At 74.4% G+C, this 17,354-nt stretch carries 15 protein-coding genes; 11 read left to right on the top strand and 4 right to left on the bottom strand.

Features of this window, described 5'->3' with window-relative positions:
- Window positions 1–433: 433 nt before the first annotated feature.
- From vioC to ACZ4UB_RS15960, 6 genes are all read left to right on the top strand, one after another.
- On the top strand, window positions 434–1,468 hold the full coding sequence (vioC, locus tag ACZ4UB_RS15985; RefSeq protein WP_354383853.1) for an arginine beta-hydroxylase, Fe(II)/alpha-ketoglutarate-dependent: 1,035 nt from the start codon (window positions 434–436) through the stop codon (window positions 1,466–1,468).
- Window positions 1,469–1,474: 6 nt separating this feature from the next.
- Entirely contained in the window at window positions 1,475–2,260 is a 786-nt protein-coding gene (locus ACZ4UB_RS15980; protein ID WP_468070610.1) for a hypothetical protein, read from the top strand.
- Between the two features lie 81 nt (window positions 2,261–2,341).
- Complete coding sequence (locus ACZ4UB_RS15975; protein WP_468070609.1) at window positions 2,342–4,390, top strand: NAD-dependent epimerase/dehydratase family protein; 2,049 nt, start codon at window positions 2,342–2,344, stop codon at window positions 4,388–4,390.
- Window positions 4,387–5,109, top strand: coding sequence for a PIG-L deacetylase family protein (locus ACZ4UB_RS15970; protein WP_468070608.1), 723 nt, complete (start codon window positions 4,387–4,389; stop codon window positions 5,107–5,109). Before ACZ4UB_RS15975 ends, ACZ4UB_RS15970 begins: the two co-directional genes overlap by 4 nt.
- The gene (locus ACZ4UB_RS15965; protein WP_468070607.1) at window positions 5,102–6,334 is read left to right on the top strand and encodes an ATP-grasp domain-containing protein; all 1,233 of its coding nucleotides are present in this window, start codon (window positions 5,102–5,104) and stop codon (window positions 6,332–6,334) included. Before ACZ4UB_RS15970 ends, ACZ4UB_RS15965 begins: the two co-directional genes overlap by 8 nt.
- Window positions 6,335–6,417: 83 nt before the next feature.
- Entirely contained in the window at window positions 6,418–7,500 is a 1,083-nt protein-coding gene (locus ACZ4UB_RS15960; RefSeq protein ID WP_468070606.1) for a glycosyltransferase family 2 protein, read from the top strand.
- Here the strand turns inward: ACZ4UB_RS15960 and ACZ4UB_RS15955 are convergent.
- The gene (locus tag ACZ4UB_RS15955; RefSeq protein WP_468070605.1) at window positions 7,468–9,048 is read right to left on the bottom strand and encodes a CocE/NonD family hydrolase; all 1,581 of its coding nucleotides are present in this window, start codon (window positions 9,046–9,048) and stop codon (window positions 7,468–7,470) included. The genes ACZ4UB_RS15960 and ACZ4UB_RS15955 overlap by 33 nt on opposite strands.
- A 58-nt stretch (window positions 9,049–9,106) precedes the next feature.
- Between ACZ4UB_RS15955 and ACZ4UB_RS15950 the strand changes: the two genes are divergently transcribed.
- Genes ACZ4UB_RS15950 through ACZ4UB_RS15935 form a run of 4 tightly spaced genes read left to right on the top strand, consistent with a single transcriptional unit; the run spans window position 9,107 to window position 13,233 of the window.
- Window positions 9,107–10,624: an AMP-binding protein gene (locus ACZ4UB_RS15950; protein WP_468070604.1), complete on the top strand. Its 1,518-nt coding sequence runs from the start codon at window positions 9,107–9,109 to the stop codon at window positions 10,622–10,624.
- A complete protein-coding gene (locus ACZ4UB_RS15945) occupies window positions 10,621–11,604 on the top strand; it encodes a macrolide 2'-phosphotransferase (RefSeq protein ID WP_468070603.1) in 984 nt (327 codons plus the stop codon). The genes ACZ4UB_RS15950 and ACZ4UB_RS15945 overlap by 4 nt, the downstream gene beginning before the upstream one ends.
- Window positions 11,601–12,464 (top strand): alpha/beta fold hydrolase, encoded by an 864-nt coding sequence (locus ACZ4UB_RS15940; protein ID WP_468070602.1) that lies wholly within the window; start codon window positions 11,601–11,603, stop codon window positions 12,462–12,464. Before ACZ4UB_RS15945 ends, ACZ4UB_RS15940 begins: the two co-directional genes overlap by 4 nt.
- Window positions 12,454–13,233 (top strand): nucleoside 2-deoxyribosyltransferase domain-containing protein, encoded by a 780-nt coding sequence (locus tag ACZ4UB_RS15935; RefSeq protein WP_468070601.1) that lies wholly within the window; start codon window positions 12,454–12,456, stop codon window positions 13,231–13,233. Before ACZ4UB_RS15940 ends, ACZ4UB_RS15935 begins: the two co-directional genes overlap by 11 nt.
- On the opposite strand, the gene ACZ4UB_RS15930 is transcribed toward ACZ4UB_RS15935, so the two are convergent.
- From ACZ4UB_RS15930 to ACZ4UB_RS15920, 3 genes are all read right to left on the bottom strand, one after another.
- On the bottom strand, window positions 13,209–13,808 hold the full coding sequence (locus ACZ4UB_RS15930; RefSeq protein WP_468070600.1) for a GNAT family N-acetyltransferase: 600 nt from the start codon (window positions 13,806–13,808) through the stop codon (window positions 13,209–13,211). The genes ACZ4UB_RS15935 and ACZ4UB_RS15930 overlap by 25 nt on opposite strands.
- 126 nt (window positions 13,809–13,934) lie before the next feature.
- On the bottom strand, window positions 13,935–14,423 hold the full coding sequence (locus ACZ4UB_RS15925; protein WP_468070599.1) for a glutathione peroxidase: 489 nt from the start codon (window positions 14,421–14,423) through the stop codon (window positions 13,935–13,937).
- Window positions 14,424–14,542: 119 nt separating this feature from the next.
- On the bottom strand, window positions 14,543–15,274 hold the full coding sequence (locus ACZ4UB_RS15920; RefSeq protein WP_468070598.1) for a hypothetical protein: 732 nt from the start codon (window positions 15,272–15,274) through the stop codon (window positions 14,543–14,545).
- 246 nt (window positions 15,275–15,520) lie between these two features.
- Between ACZ4UB_RS15920 and gcl the strand changes: the two genes are divergently transcribed.
- Window positions 15,521–17,299, top strand: coding sequence for a glyoxylate carboligase (gene gcl / locus ACZ4UB_RS15915; RefSeq protein ID WP_468070621.1), 1,779 nt, complete (start codon window positions 15,521–15,523; stop codon window positions 17,297–17,299).
- Window positions 17,300–17,354: the final 55 nt, after the last annotated feature.

Raw genomic sequence — 17,354 nt, 5'->3', positions numbered from 1 at the left:
CCCCCCCCCCCCCCCCCCCCCCCCCCCCCCCCCCCCCCCCCCCCCCCCCCCCCCCCCCCCCCCCCCCCCCCCCCCCCCCCCCCCCCCCCCCCCGGAGGGCAGGCCGAGGGCCCGGCGAGATCCGGAGCAGACGGCCACGGCACCGGCGCCGGCCAAGGCCACGGCACCGGCCGAGGCGCTGGCCAAGGCCACGGCACCGGCCGAGGCGCTGGCCAAGGCCACGGCACCGGCCAAGGCACCGGCACCAGCCAAGGCACCGGCACCGGCCGAGGCGCTGGCCAAGGCCACGGCACCAGCCGAGGCGCTGGCCAAGGCCACGGCACCGGCCAAGGCGCTGGCCAAGGCCGTACCCGTACCACCCCCGAGGGCCCGCGGCCCCGCCTCCGGCCGCCCGCGGGCAGTAAGCATCCCCGACCACTCAGCGAGAGTTGGCATGTCGAACCTCACCGACCAGTCCACGCCCGGCTACGCCCTCACGGCCGACGAGGCCTCCGCCATCGCGGAGCTCTGCCTCGAACTGGCCGTCACCTACCCGTCCTTCGGCGACCCCGCCCTGCTGCGCGACCTGCCGCGGCTCGCGGCCGGGCTGCCCGAGGGAGTCCAGCGCTTCCTGCGCGAGTTCAAGCTGTCCGATCGTCGGGGCCACGTCGTGATCCAAGGGCACGACTTCGACCAGCGGCGCATCGGCCCCACCCCCGACCACTGGCGGGGCCGCACCCGACCGGGCCCGGAGTTCCCCGAGGAGCTCCTGCTGATGCTGTACTCGGCGCTCCTCGGCGAGCCCTTCGGGTGGGCCACCCAGCAGGACGGCCACCTGGTGCACGACATCTTCCCGATCCGCCAGCACGAGAACGATCAACTCGGTATGGGTAGCGCCGAGTTATTGACCTGGCACACCGAAGACGCCTTCCACCCCCACCGCAGCGACTACCTCGTTCTCGGCGCCCTGCGCAACCCCGACCACGTCCCCACCACCGTCGGCGAGTTGGACCTGTCCTCGCTGTCCGTCGAGGACGTCGACATCCTCTTCGAGCCCCGGTTCTACATCGCCCCCGACGAGTCGCACCTGCCGAAGAACAACACCATCGACTCCGACGAGGAGGCGGCCCGCTTCGCCGCCATCCAGAAGATGATCGACGAGCGTCCCCTCGGCCCGCTCCTCTACGGCTCGCGGCAGGACCCGTACATGCGCCTCGACCCCTACTTCACCTCCGTACCGGAGGACGACACCGACGCCCGGCGCGCCTACGACGCGCTGTTCAAGGTGGTGGACGCCGGCATGCGGGAGGTCGTCGCCGACCAGGGCGACGTGCTCTTCATCGACAACCACCGCGCCGTGCACGGCCGCCTCCCCTTCCGGGCCCGCTACGACGGCACCGACCGCTGGCTGAAGCGGGTGTGCGTCACCGCCGACCTGCGGCGCTCCCGCGAGATGCGGGCCACGGCCGAGACCCGGCTGCTGGGCTGAGGCGCCGTGTCCGCCCCCATCCCCACCCCCCGCTCCGCCGCCGCGTCCACCCTCACCCTGACCGATCTGTCCCGGGACCCCTGGCTGTTGCCCGAGGTGGACGCCCTGATCGGCGCGAACATGCCGGAGTTCATGAGCTGGGAGTCCCCCGGCAACTGGCGCTGGCACGGCATGTACGACCGCTACCCCGCCCACCAGCTCTGCCTGGTGGACGCGGACGGGCGCCTGGTGGCGGCGGCCAACGGGCTGCCGGTCCGCTGGGACGGCCTGGCCCCGTCCCTCCCCGCCGGCAGCGACGAGGTGCTGGTGGAGGCCGTGGACCGGGAGCCGCCCGAACGGCCCGACGCGGTGTGCATGCTGTCGGTCTCCGTGGACCCGGCTCAGCGGGCGGCCGGACATGCCGAGAGGTTGCTCACCGAGGTCCGGCGGCGCGCCGCGGGCCGGGCCCCGCGCGGCGTGATCATTCCGGTCCGGCCCACCCGCAAGCCCCGCTACCCGCTGGTTCCGATCGCCGAGTACGCGGCCTGGCGCCGACCCGACGGGCGCTGCTTCGACCCCTGGCTGCGCACCCACCTCGAACTCGGCGCGCGGCAACTGGGCATCGCGGAGCGGTCCCTGGTGATCCGTCAACCGGTGCAACGCTGGGCGGAGTTCCTCGGCTACCCACTGCCGGGCCCGGGGGACCACCCGCTCCCCGGCGGCCTCGTCCCCCTGCGCGTCACCGACGACGGCCACGGTACGTACGCCGAGCCGAACGTATGGGTCCACCACCCGGTCGACGCCCCGGCGTGACTCCACGCATCGCCCCCCATCCCCCCACCCCCACGTCCCCCCATCCCCCCACGTCCCCTTCCGACGAACCCTGGAGAGACCATGACCGCCGTACGCCTCGCGATCGTCGGGTGCGGCGCCGCCGCCCGCGGCTGCCACCTGCCCGCCCTGCCCCCGCTCAAGGGAGACGTCCGGCTGACCGCCCTCGTCGACCGTGACCCGCGCCAGGCGGAGGCCGCCCTCGCCCTCTACCGCGAACTGGGCGGCGCCGACGCCGACCAGGTGGTGATCGCCACCGACGCGGCCGAGGTAGCCGACGCCTTCGACGCCGCCGTGGTGGTCGCCCCGCACACCCTGCACGCGCCGATCGTCGAGGCGCTGCTGGCCGCGGGCAAGCACGTACTCCTGGAAAAGCCGATGACCACCTCGACCGAGGACGCCCGACGGCTGGCCGCGACCGCGGCCGTCGACGGCGCCCCCGTGCTGGCCATGGCCCACCCTCGGCGCCTCTTCCCCGCCTACGCCTGGGTCAAGCGGCTGATCGACGCCGGCGACCTCGGTGACGTGCTGCGCGTCGACTGGTCGGAGGGGCACCCCTACGCCCACGAGCCGGTCTCCTGGTCGATGTTCGACCGGCGCCTCGCCGGGGGCGGGGTGCTCACCGACACCGCCTCGCACGTCTTCGACACGCTGCTGTGGTGGCTCGGCCCCGACGTGCGGGTCGTCCGGGCCGAGGACAACTCGCTCGGTGGGGTGGAGACCGATGCCACCGCCCACCTGCGCTTCGGCTCCGTCGACGTGCACTGCGACTTCAGTCGGCTCCGTGACCTCGGCATCTCCTGCGAGGTCACCGGCACCAAGGCGTCCGTCAGCATCGGCACCGACTTCCCGGCGGGGGAGTGCGTCCTGACCACGGCCGACGGCGAGGTGCTGCACCGCGGCGACGTGGACGCGGTCGCCCCCGCACAGGACGAGTGGGAGCTGCTCTTCACCGAGCAGCTCGGCAACTTCGCCGCGGCGGTCCGCGGGGCCGCCCCCGTCCACTCCACCCCCGAGGACGGCGTGCGCGTCGTCGAGCTGATCCAGGAGTGCTACGGCGGCCCCGCCCGCGAGCGGTCCGCCCAGCCCTGGACCACGCGGGGCACGGGCGAGGAGGCCGAGGGCGGCGCCGGCCTGCCGTCGCTCGCCGGGCACACCGTCGCGGTCACCGGAGCCAGCGGCTTCATCGGCGGCCGGATCGTGGAGCGGCTCGCCCTCGGCACCGAGGCCCGGATCCGGCCGGTCGTCCGGGGCTTCGGCCGGGCGGCCCGGCTCTCCGTCCTGCCGCAGGACCGGATCGCCTTCCAGCAGGGGGACCTGCTGGACGCCGACTCCTTGCGCGCGGCCTTCGAAGGCTGTGACACCGTCGTGCACTGCGCCTTCGGCAGCTCCGGCGACGAGGACGGACGCTGGGCCGCCTCCGTCGAGGGCACCGCGAACGTCCTGGCCGCCGCCCGCGCCGCCGGCGTGCGCCGCGTGGTGCACCTCAGCACCATCGACGTCTACGACCCGTCCGTCGCCGGCGTGCTGACCGAGGAGTCCCCGGCGCGGCCGGCCGACGCCGAGGACCGCGAGTACGAGCAGCAGAAGCTCGCCGCCGAGCGGCTCGTGCTCGACGCCCACGCCCTCGACGGCGGACCGGAGACCGTGGTGCTCCAGCCCGGAGTGGTCTACGGGCCGTGGGGCGGTCAGTGGACCACCGCTCAACTGCGGCGCCCCGAGAGCGACTTCGCGCAGCTCCCGACCGGCGCGGGCGCGGGCGTCTGCAACGCCGTGTACGTGGACGACCTGGCCGACGCCGTGCTCCTCGCCGTGGACACCGCGGCCGCGGCCGGCGAGCGCTTCCTCGTCGGCCACGCCGAAGAGCTGGGCTGGGGCACCTTCTTCGACGCGATCCGCGCCCTGCGGGGCCCGGGCGACCCGGCCGCCGCCGAGGCGGGGGAACCGGTCGAGGAGTGGGAGCTGGACCTTTACCGCTCCAGCGCCCGCGCCGACCACACCAAGGCCCGCGAGGTCCTCGGCTTCACGGCCCGGGTCCCCTTCGCCGACGGCGTCGCCCTGACCGGCCAGTGGGCCGGCTGGGCCGGCGAGCTGCCGGGGGCCGGGGCGTGAGCGCCGTCACCGACGTCCTCGTCGTCGCCCCGCACCCCGACGACGACGTCATCGGCTGCGGGGGATCGATCGCCAAACACGTCCGCGACGGCGCCCGGGTGAGCGTCGTCATCGTCATCGGCCGCGAGCGCAGCGCGCTCGACGACGCCGTCACCGACGCCGAATTCGCCGCCGAGACGGAGGCCGCCGCCAAGGCCCTCGGTGTGCACCGTTGCATCCAACTCGGTGAGCCCTCGCGGGACTTCCAGCCGAGCCGACGGGTCCACCTCGACCTGGTGCGCGTACTGCGCGAGGTGCGCCCCCAGGTGGTCTACCTGCCGCACGACAACGACGACGACGTCGAGCACCGCATGGTCCACCAACTGACCACCGAGGCGCTGTGGATGGCGCAGTCGGAGTTCTTCCAGGAGGCGGGCGAGCGGCCGATGCCCGCCCCCCGGCTGGTGCTCGGCTACGAGGTGTGGGCGCCGATGGCCCGCTTCCAGTACGCCGAGGACATCGACGACCAGATCGAGACCAAGGTCGAGGCGATGCGCGCGTACGTCTCCCAACTGCGGCACGCGGCCTGGGACGAGGGCATCCGGGGCCTGGCCCGCTACCGGGGCGCCGTCACGACCGGCTCCGGGCACGCGGAGGTGTTCCAGGTGCTCAGCCTGACCGGAGCCCATGCCGCGGCCCACACCGGCGCCGTCGCGGGGACGGGGGGCGACCATGACTGACCGGCTCCTGGTGTGCGGGATCGGCTCCGGCATGGACCGCTCGCTCGCCGAACTGTGCTCCCCGCGGCGCACGCTCGTCGTGGTCACCGACCGGCCGACCGAGCGGGTCCGGGCCGCGGCGGACGTACTGGTGGTCTGCGACCCGAACGACGCCGTCGCCGTCCTCGCCGAGCTGTCGGCGGCGGGCGTCGACCGGATCGACGGGGTGTTCTCGTTGGGCGCCGACAACCCGCCGGTGATCAGCACCCTCGCGCGGCGCTTCGGCTGCCCGGGGCTGCCCCTGGAGACCGCGCTGGACTGCACGCTCAAGGACCGGCGGCTCGCGATCCTGCGCGCGGCCGGGCTGGACCTGCCCCGGTTCGCGACCGCCGGGAGCGTCGCCGAGGCGGTGCGGGCCGTCGCCGACATCGGCCTGCCGGCGGTCATCAAGCCCAGCGACCAGACCGGTTCGCTGGGCGTGCTGAAGGTGGACCGCGCCGACCGGGTGCGGCCCCTGGCCGAGGAAGCGCTGCGGCTCAGCCCGGGCGGCCGCATCGTGATCGAGGAGTTCCTGGAGGGCACCGAGCACACCCTCGCCGGGTTCATGGTCGACGGGGAACTGCACCGGTTCGGCTTCGCGGACCGCGAGTACGGACGCAAGGAGGAGTTCGCCCCGCACTTCTTCGAGGGCGGCGACACCCTGCCCAGCCTGCTGAGCGCCGAGCGGATCGAGGAGGTCACCGACGTGGTCCGGCGCGGCGCGCGCGCCCTGCGACTGGACCCGGCGGTGATCAACACCGACATCCTGCGCACCCGTGACGGCCGGGTCGTCCTGCTGGAGATCACCGGCCGGCTGACGGGCGCCCGGATCGCCACCGAGGTGATGCGGCTGGCGACCGGCGTGGACCCGCTGCCCAACGTGGTGCGCCTCGCCCTCGGCCGGCCCCTGGACCTCACCGAGCTGGAGCCCCGGCACAGCAGGGCCGTGGTCCAGCGGTTCCTGCCGGCGGACGGGGGAGTGGTCGAGTGGGCCGGCAACCCGCGCGACGTCGCCCGCCGGGCCGGGGTGCACGACGTGTTCTGGGGCCTCGACCTGGCCCCCGGCACCGTGCTGCCGTCCTACCAGGGCGGCGCCGACGTCCTGGCCGGGGTGATCGCCCACGCGGAGCTGCCGGCCGAGGCCGAGGCCGTCGCCGAACGCGCCCTGCGCGCCCTGCCCCTGCGGCTGAAGGCCCCGGCGGCCTGATGCCCCCGCACGACACGACGCCGCACGGCACGAGCACGTACCGCACCACGAAGCACGGCACGACCGAGACAAGGGAGAACGGGATGACCACCGACCCGGTGGACGAGGGCGCGGTCGACAAGGGCATCGCCCGGACCAGCGTGATCATCGCCCTGCGCGACGACCTGCGGATCGCCGACTGCATCGCCTCGATCGACGAGGACGTGGAGATCGTCCTCGCGCTCAACGGTCCCAGCGACGCAGTGCTGAAGCTGATCGCCGAACACCCCCGACCGCTGACGGTCACCGAGATCGAGGACGTCGGCAACCTCGGCGCCGCCTACAACGCGGGGGCGGCCGCCACCGACCGCCAGTACCTGCTGCTGATGGACTCCGACTGCACCTTCGCCCCGGGCGTCGTCCGCGACATGGTCCGCGCGGTGCTCACCGACCCGGTGGTCAAGGGGCAGGTCGTGTACGGGGAGTCGGACGGCACCCTGAGCCAACTGACCGCGCGGGTGAGGGAGTTCGACGAGGGGGACTACGTCAGCGCGCTGTCCCCGCCGCTGATCTACAACCGCGACATCGTCGACCACATCGGCGGCTACCACTTCGACGAGCTCATCCACTGGTGCGAGGACCGGGAGTTCGACTTCCGGCTCCAGCTGGCGGGGATCCCCGTGGTGTACCTGCCGCAGGCGCGCATCTTCCACGACGCCCAGCACGGCTTCGCCAACATGCGCAGCTACTTCCGCTACGGCGTCGGCGAGGGCATCGCGCAGGAGACCGGCGTCTTCACCACACCGGCCGTACCCGTCGTGTGGCGGCTCTTCGAGGCGTCGCGGACGCTGGTGCACTGCGCCCGGGACAAGGGCGTCGGCGCGGCCGCCTACTACGCCCTGCTGAAGGCGGCCTTCCACGTCGGCACCGCGCACCACCTGCTCAACGACCCCTACCGGGTGCGCGACCGCTACCCGGCGGCGGCCAAGCGCGCCCGGCTGGTGATGTCGATCCCGCAGCACAGCACCAAGCTGACCGGCGCCCAGGCCAGGCGTCTGCGGCGGGCGCACTGGGAGGCGGGCCGGCGGATCGAGAAGGTGGCCGACCTGTCGGTCTTCCACCCCGATGCCGCCGGCCCGGGCCCCGCGTCGCCGTCAGTCGGCGAGGCGCGGCAGCAGCAGGCGTGAGGGAAGGTCACCGCCGTGGTGGACGGTGTGGTGCGCGGGGACCGGCGGATGCACGTCGAAGCGCGGCGCGTTGCTCCCCGCGACCTCGACGCGTACGCGGTGCCCCGGGCGGAACACGTGCCCGACGGCGCCCAACCGCACGGTGACCTCCATCGGCCCGGTCGCCGCCGCAGCCGGATCCAGCCGGCGGATGCCGTCGCACAACAGCTCGGCCCGGCCGCCCGGGTGGACGTCGACGAGCTTGCCCGTCACGTCCGCCCCCGCGGCGTCCGGGGTGACGTACACGGTGAGCACCGTGTCCCCGAGCACGGTCAGCGGGGCGGTGAGCGGCTCGCCGGTGAAGCACAGCACGTCGGCGCGCCGCTCCACCTTCCGCTGGTCCAGCGGCCCGCAGTCCCCGCCGGTGAACTGACCGGGCAGCGCGGTCGCCCCGCCGGTGGTCGGCACCGGGTCGGCCGGATCGTGCCGCAGCGGGTCGGCGCCGGCGCGGACCGGCGCGGGACCCGACCGCAGGCCCCGGCCGGCGAGGTGCAGGACGAGGTCCTCGGTGTCCGGGACCGGCCAGTCGGGGAAGGTGCGCCACACGTCGGCGCCGGTCACGAAGAGCCGTACGGGATCCGGATCGGGCGGGCCGCCCCGCCCCCGCAGGTGCCGGTCGAAATGCTCCAGGTGGAGGCCGGTGACATCCAGCCGGCTTTCGTCCGCGGACAATCCGTAGCGGCGCTGCGGGAAAATCCCGTCGGTCACGCAGTGGGACCAAGGGCCGACCACCAGTCGAGAATGCGTACCGAATTCTCGAATTCCCCGGTAATTCTCCAGGGCGCCGTTCAGGAAAATGTCGTACCAACCCGTCAGGTGCAGCGCGGGGACGTCGATCGCCGCGTACGCGTCACGGGGGGCGGCGCGCCGCCAGTACGGGTCGCCGCCGGGGTGCTCGCGCCACTGCCGCCAGTACGGGGCCAGCCGGTCCAGCAGCTCCGCGGCGGCCTCCGGATCGCGGTACAGCTCGTCGATCCGGTCCACGGCCCCGGCCACCTCGGTGAGGTCGGCCGCCGCCAGACCGGCCCCGTCGAGCAGCAGGTCGTACAGCACCCAGTAGAGGAGGAACCCCAGCTGGAAGGCGCCGCCCTGGCGGGTCCAGCCCTCGTCGAAGCCGGAGCCGGCGACGTGCGGGACGACCGCGCCCAGGCCGGGCGGGCGTTCGCCGGCCGCGAGCAGCGCCGCCATCGCCTCGTACGAGCGGCCGAACAGCCCGGCCGTGCCGTCGCACCACGGCTGGCCGACCGCCCAGGCCACGGTGTCCGCGCCGTCCGCCGCCTCGTTCCAGTACGGCTCGAAGGCGCCGCCGGAGTCGAAGCGGCCGCGCACGTCCTGCACCAGCAGCGCGTAGCCGTGGCGCACCAGGCGCAGCCCGTCGACGGAGGCGCCGCCGGGTGCGCCGGATTTCCCGTAGGGGGTCCGGCGGATCAGGACCGGGACCGGGCCGGGCGATTCGGGGAGGTAGAGGTCGGCGCTCGATAACGTGCCGTCCCGCAGGGGTATTTTCACGTCGTGTTCTATCGATATTCGCACCCGCCCATATTCCAACAGGACGAGGACGATCACAATGCAGTCCGCCGGAATCGCTTTTCTGGAACCCTTCTTCGCGACGGCCCGCGCCGATCCGGCCCGCCCCGCCGTCGTCGACAACGGGCTCGCCGTCGGCTACGGCACCCTCGCCGCCTGGGCCCTGGAGGTGGCCGGCTCCCTCGCGCCGCGCACCGGGCGGCCGCGGCCGCCCGTGGGGATCGTCGCGCACCACTCGGCCCGGGACGTGGCGGCCGTCCTCGGCGTGCTCGCGGCGGGCCGCGCCTACGTGCCGCTGGAGGCCGACCACCCCGCGGCCCGGCTGGAAGCGGTCCTGGACCGGCTCGGCGTCCGCGAGGCCGTCGCCACGGCGGACACCGGCTGGCAGCCCCCCGTCCCGGTCGTGCACCGCCCGCGCTGGACGCCCGCGCCGGTGACCCCCGCGCGGGCGGCCGTGCACCCCCGCCCCGGCGCGGGCCCCGAGGACCCCGCGTACGTGCTGTTCACCTCGGGCTCCACCGGCGAGCCCAAGGGCGTGGTGGTGCCGCACCGGGCGCCGGCGGCCGTGGTGCCGCTGCTGCGCGACCTGTACGGCGTCGGACCGGGCGAGAGCGTGCTGCACTTCCACGGCGCGGGCGGCGACACCAGCCTGGAGGAGATCCTCCCGACCCTGACCGCCGGCGCGACCCTCGTCATCGACGACGCGGCGCGCGAGCGCTTCGCCGAGGTCGTCGAGGACCAACAGGTCTCCGTCGCCGTCCTGCCCACCGGCTTCTGGTACGCCCTCACCGGCGACCTGCTCCACCGGGGCGCCCAACTCCCCGCGTCCCTGCACACGGTGGTGATCGGCGGCGAGGCCGTACGCGCCGACATGCTCCGGCGCTGGCAGCGCCTCGGCGCGTCCGGCGTGCGGCTGCTCAACACCTACGGGTCCACCGAGACCGCGCTGGTGACGCACGCGGTGCAGTTGGCCGGGCCGGGCGCACCCGCCCTCGCCGACCCCGACGGGGACCTGCCCGTCGGGCGGCCGCTGCCGCACATCGGTCAGTACGTGGACGCCGACACCGGTGAACTGCACCTGTCCGGGCCGGGCTTGGCCCTCGGCTACCACGGCGACCCGGCGGGCACCGCGGCCCGGTTCGTCGAGCGCGACGGAACCCGCTGGTACCGCACCGGTGACCTGGTGTCCGAGACGGCCGACGGCGCCGTGGTCTTCCGGGGCCGCTCCGACCACCAGGTCAAGATCCGCGGTCACCGGGTGGACCTGATCGCGGTGGAGGCCCTCGTCGGCGACTGCGAGGGGGTGCTGGCCGTCGCCGCCGCCCGGGTGGAACGGGCCGAACACAGCACGCTGGCCGCGTTCTTCGTACCGCTGCCGGACCACGACCCGGGCGCCGTCGCGGCGGCGGTGCGCGCCCGACTGGCCCGCACCGCGCCCCCGCACCTGGTGCCGAGCCTCCTCGTCCCGGTCGCGGAGCTGGAACGGACGCACACGGGCAAGGTGGACCGCGACGCCACCCGTGACCGGCACGTGCCGACCGCGGGAGCCCCCCGATGACCGCCGCCCCGGGCGCGACGCCCGGCGCCGGCACCGACGCCGGCACGGCCGTCGACGCCGACGAGGACACGGCCGCCCTCGCCGCCCGCGCCTCCCGGCACCTCGGTGTGGAACTCGACCCGGCGAGCGCCCGACCCGACGACACGGGCTGGGACTTCCGGGTCACCCACATCCGGGCCGTCGACGGAACCCCGTGGATCCTGCGCAGGCCGCGGCGGCCCGAGGCCGCGCGCCAACTGGCCGTGGAGGGCGCGGTGCTGGCCGCCGTGCGCGACCGCGTTCCGGTCCCGGTGCCCGACTGGCGCCTGCACGCCCCGGACCTGGTCGCCTATCCCCGGTTGCCCGGCGAGCCGGCCGGGAGCGAGGACCCCGACACCCTGGTCTACGGCTGGTCGACCGACCCGCTCGCCCACCCGGCCGGCTACCTGGAGCCGCTCGCCCGGACCCTCGTCGCGGTGCACGCCACCGCACCGGAAGGAGCCGACGGCGCCCCGCTCCTGCCCGGCCCGGCCCCGGCCGGACCCGACGCCGTGCGCACCGCGATCGCGGCCCGGCTCGCCCGGGCCCGGGCCGAACTCCCGCTCCCCGCCCGGGGGATCCGGCGCTGGGAGACCTGGCTCGACGACGACGACCTGTGGCCGCGCCGGCTGACGCTCGTCCACGGTGACGTGCACCCCGGGCACACCCTCGTGGTCTGCCCACCGGCCGGCCCGCCGGTCCTGTCCGGGCTGCTGGACTGGGCCAACGCCGCCGTGGGCGACCCGGCGGCCGACTTCGTCGACATGCTCTACGCGGGCGGGACCGAGGTCCTCGACCACCTCCTGGACGCCTACCGGGCGGCGGGCGGCGAGGTCCGCGCCGGCCTGCGGGCGCACGTCCTGGCGCGCGCCTCGTTCCTGTGGGTGCACGTGGCCCTGCGCGGCCTGGACACCGACCGCCCCGCCTGGGTGCGCACGGCGCTGACCAGGATGGCGCCGTGACCGGGCCGGCCGGCGCGGAGCCGGACCGCACGGCGGACCGTACGACGGGCCGCACGCCCGGGGGAGCGGCGTACACCCTCCACTCCCCGGCCGGCGGCGGGGACGCACCGGTGGTGCTGGTCGCCGGGGCGGGCGGCGGCGGGCGGATCTGGGAGCACCACCAGGTGCCCGCGCTGACCGCGGCCGGCCATCGGGTGGTGACCTTCGACAACCCGCCCGGGGCGACCGGCCCGGTCGCACTGGCCCGCGCGGTGAGCGAGCTGGTGACCTTCCTCGCCCTGCCGCCCTGCCCCCTGGTCGGCCACTCCCTCGGCGCCCTCGCCGTCCAGGAGCTGCTCCTGGAGGAGCCGGGGCTGGCCAGTGGCGCGCTGCTCGCCGCGACCCGGGGGCGGCCCGACCCGGTCGGTCGGGCGATGGCGCGCGCCGAAGCCGCCCTCGCCGACGCGGGCGGGGGCCGGCTGCCGCCCGCGTACGAGGCCTTCGTCCGCCTCGGACAGAACCTCTCGCCGCGGACCCTGGCCGACGCGGGCGCGGTCGAGGAATGGCTCGACCTGTTCGAAATGGCCGCGCTGACCGGTGCGGCGAGCGCCCACGGCCCGGCCGCGCCGGACCGCGACCGGCTGGCCGACTACGCCCGGATCACCGCACCGGTGCGGGTCGTGGGCTTCGCCGACGACCTGCTGGCGCCCGCACCGCTGGGCCGGGAGGTGGCGGGGGCGATCCCCGGCGCCCGCTGGACGGAGCTGCCCGACACCGGCCACCTCGGCTTCCTGGAACGGCCCGCCGCCTTCAACGCCCTCCTGCTGGACTTCCTCGCCACCCCGACCCCGACCGACCCCGGAGCAGCCCGTGTCCACTGAAACGGCCCCCGCCACCGCACCCGCTCCCACCCCTTCCGCCGCCGCGCCCGTCGTCGACGTCGTGTACGTCGGTCAGGAGGCGCCCGCCTCCTGGGCCGCGGCCGTGTACCTGTGCGGCCCCACCCCCGTCGACCCCGCCGAGCCCTCCTGGCGCCCGGACGCCGTGGCCGCGCTGCGGGCCGCGTGGGCGGGCACCGGCAGGCTGGCGGTCTTCCTGCCCGAGCCGGCACCCGGCGGCGGCTACCCCCCGTACGCGGACCAGATCGCCTGGGAGGAGGAGGCCATGCGCCGCTCGGACGCGATCCTCTTCTGGATCCCCCGTGACATGGAGCGGCTGCCCGGCCTGGTCTCGAACATCAAGTGGGGCGCCTGGTCCGGCTCCGGCCGCGCCGTGCTCGGCGCGCCGCCGCAGGCCGAGCGCATGGCGTACCTGCTGCACTTCGCCGGGGCGCTGGGCGTCCCGGTGGAACGGACCCTCGGGGGCGCCGCCGCCGCGGCCCTGCGCGTCGCCGGCCCGGGGGAGGAGCGGGCCGGCGCGGAGCGCTCCGTACCGCTGGCGGTGTGGCGCAGCGCGGAGTTCCGGCAGTGGTACGCACAGCGCCTCGGGGCCGGCGACCGCCTGCTCGACGCGCGCGTCGAGTGGTACGCGCCGGCCGCCGGCCCGGACGCCGCCGCCTGGCTGCTGACCGTCGAGGTGGCGCCGGGCGACGGCGCCGCCCCCGGGGTCCACCGGCTGCTCGCGGCTCAGGGGCAGGGAGCGCTCATGTAGAGCGCGTGCTCGCCCTCCGACTCGGTGCCCTGGTAGAGGGTGGTGTCCAGACCGCAGAAGGCGAAGCCCATCCGACGGTAGGCGTGCACGGCCGGGGCGTTGACGTTGGTGACCTCCAGCCAGACGTGCCCGGCGCCGCGCTCGCGCGCGACGTCCCGCGCGCGCCCCATCAGGGCCCGGCCCACGCCCCGGCCGCGGTGCTCCGGGGCGACCTCGATGTCCTCGATGGTCAGCCGGCGGTTCCACGGGTTGTAGGAGACGGTGACGAAGCCGGCGAGCCCGCCGTCGGCGTCGACGGCCACGACGGTGTGGTCGCCGTCCTCCGCGCCGTCCTCCCCGTCCCCCTCCCCGTCCGCGCCGCCGCTGCCGTCGTCCTCGGGGAAGACCTTGGTCAGGGGCGGATCCACCGGTACCTCGCGCAGCGCGAAGCCGTCGGCGGTGACGGCCACCCGGAAGACGCTCGCGGTGGTGAAGGACCCGTCGAGCGCCTCGATGGCCTCGGTGTCCTCGGGCCGGGCGGCCCGGAGCGCGTAGGCCGCGCCGTCGCTGTCGGGGGTCTGCAAAGGAGTGGTCATGGCGCGAGGCTACGACCGTCCTGCCCGGGAAGGGGCGGGTTTCAGCCGGTTACGGCGCCCCGCGCGACCCCCGCCCGTGGGCCCCGGCCCGGCCGGGACGGACCCGGCCGGGCCGTCGGCCGCGGGTCAGGCGGGGAGCAGCGCCTCGATGGCGGCGAGGACCTCGGGGGCCTCCGGCTCCGTGCGCGGACGGAAGCGGCCGACGACCTCGCCCTCGGGGGAGATCAGGAACTTCTCGAAGTTCCACTGGATGTCGCCCGCCTCGCCCTCGGCGTCGGCGGTCTTCACCAGTTCCGTGTACAGCGGGTGCCGGTTCTCACCGTTGACCTCGGACTTCTCCAGCATGGGGAAGGTGACGCCGAAACCGGTGGCGCAGAACGTCTGGATGTCGTCCGCCGTGCCGGGCTCCTGGCCGCCGAACTGGTTGCACGGCACACCGATGACCGTGAAGCCCTTCTCGGCGTACGTGGACTGGAGGCGGGCCAGTCCCGAGTACTGCGGGGTCAGCCCGCACTGGGAGGCGGTGTTCACCAGCAGGATCGCCTTGCCCTTGTGCGCCGCGAGGCTGGTGGGCTCGTCGGACAGGGTGTTCAGGGGGATGTCGTACAGGCTCAAGGCGCTCTCCTTGGAAGGGCAGGACTGACAGACGGAGCAACAACGCGCGCGAACGAGGTGTTCCGCCCGTGGTCCGCGTTCCGCCCCGTCTTCCGCCCGGACTGGGGGTCCCGCCGGGCTCAGGCCCGGGGCCCCGGCCCCGCCAGTTCGTCCGCCGGGTCGTTGACCGGCTGGGGCATTCCGGTCAGGTCCATCACGAAGAGCGGTATGCCCAGGTCGTCCGCGCGCTCCCGCGCTTGCGGCGTGTACCCGGCCAGCGAGAAGTAGGCGCAGGACGAGGACGCGGTCAGGCCGTTCAGCCAGACGCACTCCACCGCGCGCAGCCCGGTCGGCGCCGTCGTCGGATCCACCTGGGCGACCAGTCCGGGCGCCCGCAGGTCCACCGCCGCGGCGGGCACCGCCGGCCCGTCGGGCTGGCGCACGTCCGTGAAGCCCAGCCAGCGCAGGTACAGGGCGGCCGTCGACACCGCGTCCCGGGCCGTACGGATGGTCACCGGCCGGAAGGCGGGCCGCGGCGCGGGCACGGGCACGGTCGGCGGCGGCAGTGGCAGGTGCGCGGCCCGCGGCTCCGCCGGACCCACCGGATCCACCGGGTGCACCGGCACCCGGCACACCGTCCCGCACGACCCGCAGCCCACCTCGGGGTGCGGCCACTCGCCCACCCGCCCGCAGGCCCCGCACCGCACCGCGACCCAGGTCTGCGACCAGGTGCGCCGGGTCAGCGGCCGGAGCGCCGCCGACCGGTCCAGCGGGGGCGTGACCGGGCTGCCGCAGGCGCACGGGAAGGCGGGGGCGGTGTAGCCGTTCTCGCGCAGGCACCCCGGGCAGCGCACCGGTACCGATTCCGCCATGGCCGTGTGTCCCCTCCGTCGCCGTGCGCCCCCGCGGGTGGGTCCATGCTCCACCACCGCGGTGCCCGTGGACCCGGTCATTAGTGCAACTCACCGAGAAGATCGTGGCTTTTGGTGCTTTCCGGGGTTCCCCACCGCCTTGACGTGCGGGAAGCCGCCGCTTAGCTTGTTCCGTATAGCAGAACAAAACTTCCGGATTACGGAAAAGCCTGACCGTCAGACCCGCAGGAGAACTCGATGCCTCGTATGACAGCCGCCGCCGCTGCAGTGGAGATCCTCAAGCGCGAGGGCGTTTCGCAAGCGTTCGGCGTGCCCGGCGCTGCGATCAACCCGTTCTACCGCGAGCTCAAGAACGTGGGCGGCATCGCCCACACCCTCGCCCGCCACGTCGAGGGCGCCTCGCACATGGCCGAGGGCTACACCCGCACGACCCCGGGCAACATCGGTGTCTGCATCGGTACGTCCGGCCCCGCCGGCACCGACATGATCACCGGCCTGTACTCGGCCATCGCGGACTCGATCCCGATCCTGTGCATCACCGGTCAGGCCCCGGTGGCCAAGCTCCACAAGGAAGACTTCCAGGCCGTCGACATCGCGTCGATCGCCAAGCCGGTCACCAAGAAGGCCACCACCGTCCTGGAGGCCGCGCAGGTCCCCGGCGTCTTCCAGGAGGCCTTCTACCTGATGCGCTCCGGCCGTCCGGGCCCGGTCCTCATCGACCTCCCGATCGACGTCCAGCTGACCGAGATCGAGTTCGACCCCGACCTGTACGAGCCGCTGGCCGTCCACAAGCCGGCCGTGACCCGCAAGCAGGCCGAGAAGGCCATCTCGCTCCTGCTGGAGTCCGAGCGCCCGCTGATCGTCGCCGGTGGCGGCATCATCAACGCCGACGCCTGCGACCTGCTGGTCGAGTTCGCCGAGCTGGTCGGCGTCCCGGTCATCTCCACCCTCATGGGCTGGGGCACCATCCCGGACGACCACGAGCTGGCCGCCGGCATGGTCGGCGTCCAGACCTCGCACCGCTACGGCAACGCGACGTTCCTGGAGTCGGACTTCGTCCTGGGCATCGGCAACCGCTGGGCCAACCGCCACACCGGTTACAACCTGGACGCCTACCGCGGCGACCGCACGTTCGTCCACGTCGACATCGAGCCCACCCAGATCGGCAAGATCTTCGCCCCGGACCTGGGCATCGTCTCCGACGCCAAGGCCGCGCTGACGACCTTCATCGAGGTCGCCAAGGAGCTCAAGGCCGAGGGCAAGCTGCCCGACTACAGCGCCTGGGTCGCCTCGCACCTGGAGCGCAAGGGCTCGCTGCAGCGTCGTACGCACTTCGACAACATCCCCATGAAGCCGCAGCGCGTCTACGAGGAGATGAACAAGGCCTTCGGCCCGGAGACCCGCTACGTCACCACCATCGGTCTGTCCCAGATCGCCGGTGCGCAGATGCTGCACGTCTTCAAGCCGCGCCACTGGATCAACTGCGGCCAGGCCGGCCCGCTCGGCTGGACCATCCCGGCCGCCCTGGGCGTCGCCACCGCCGACCCGCAGACCCCCGTCGTCGCCCTGTCCGGCGACTACGACTTCCAGTTCATGCTGGAGGAGCTGGCCGTCGGTGCGCAGCACAAGATCCCGTACGTCCACGTCCTGGTGAACAACGCCTACCTGGGCCTGATCCGTCAGGCGCAGGGTGGTCTCGGCATTAACTTCGAGGTCAACCTCGAATTCGAGAACATCAACGCCCCCGAGCTGGGCGTCTACGGCGTCGACCACGTCAAGGTCGTCGAGGGTCTCGGCTGCAAGGCCATCCGCGTCACGGACCCGAACGAGCTGGGTGCCGCCCTTGAGGAGGCCAAGAAGCTGGCCGCCGAGTACAGCGTTCCGGTCGTCGTCGAGGCCATCCTGGAGCGCATCACCAACATCTCGATGAGCAAGACGGTCGACATGAGCGACGTCACCGAGTTCGAAGAGCTCGCGACCGAGCCGGGTCACGCCCCGACCGCGATCCGCCCGATCTCCGCCTAGTTCCACCAGGCTGGTCCAGCACCGCGCAGCGGCCCCCGCCCCTCCCCCCGGAGGG

The sequence above is a fragment of the Streptomyces sp. NPDC028419 genome, assembly GCF_055565515.1.
This window is presented reverse-complemented; position numbering and strand designations above follow the sequence as displayed.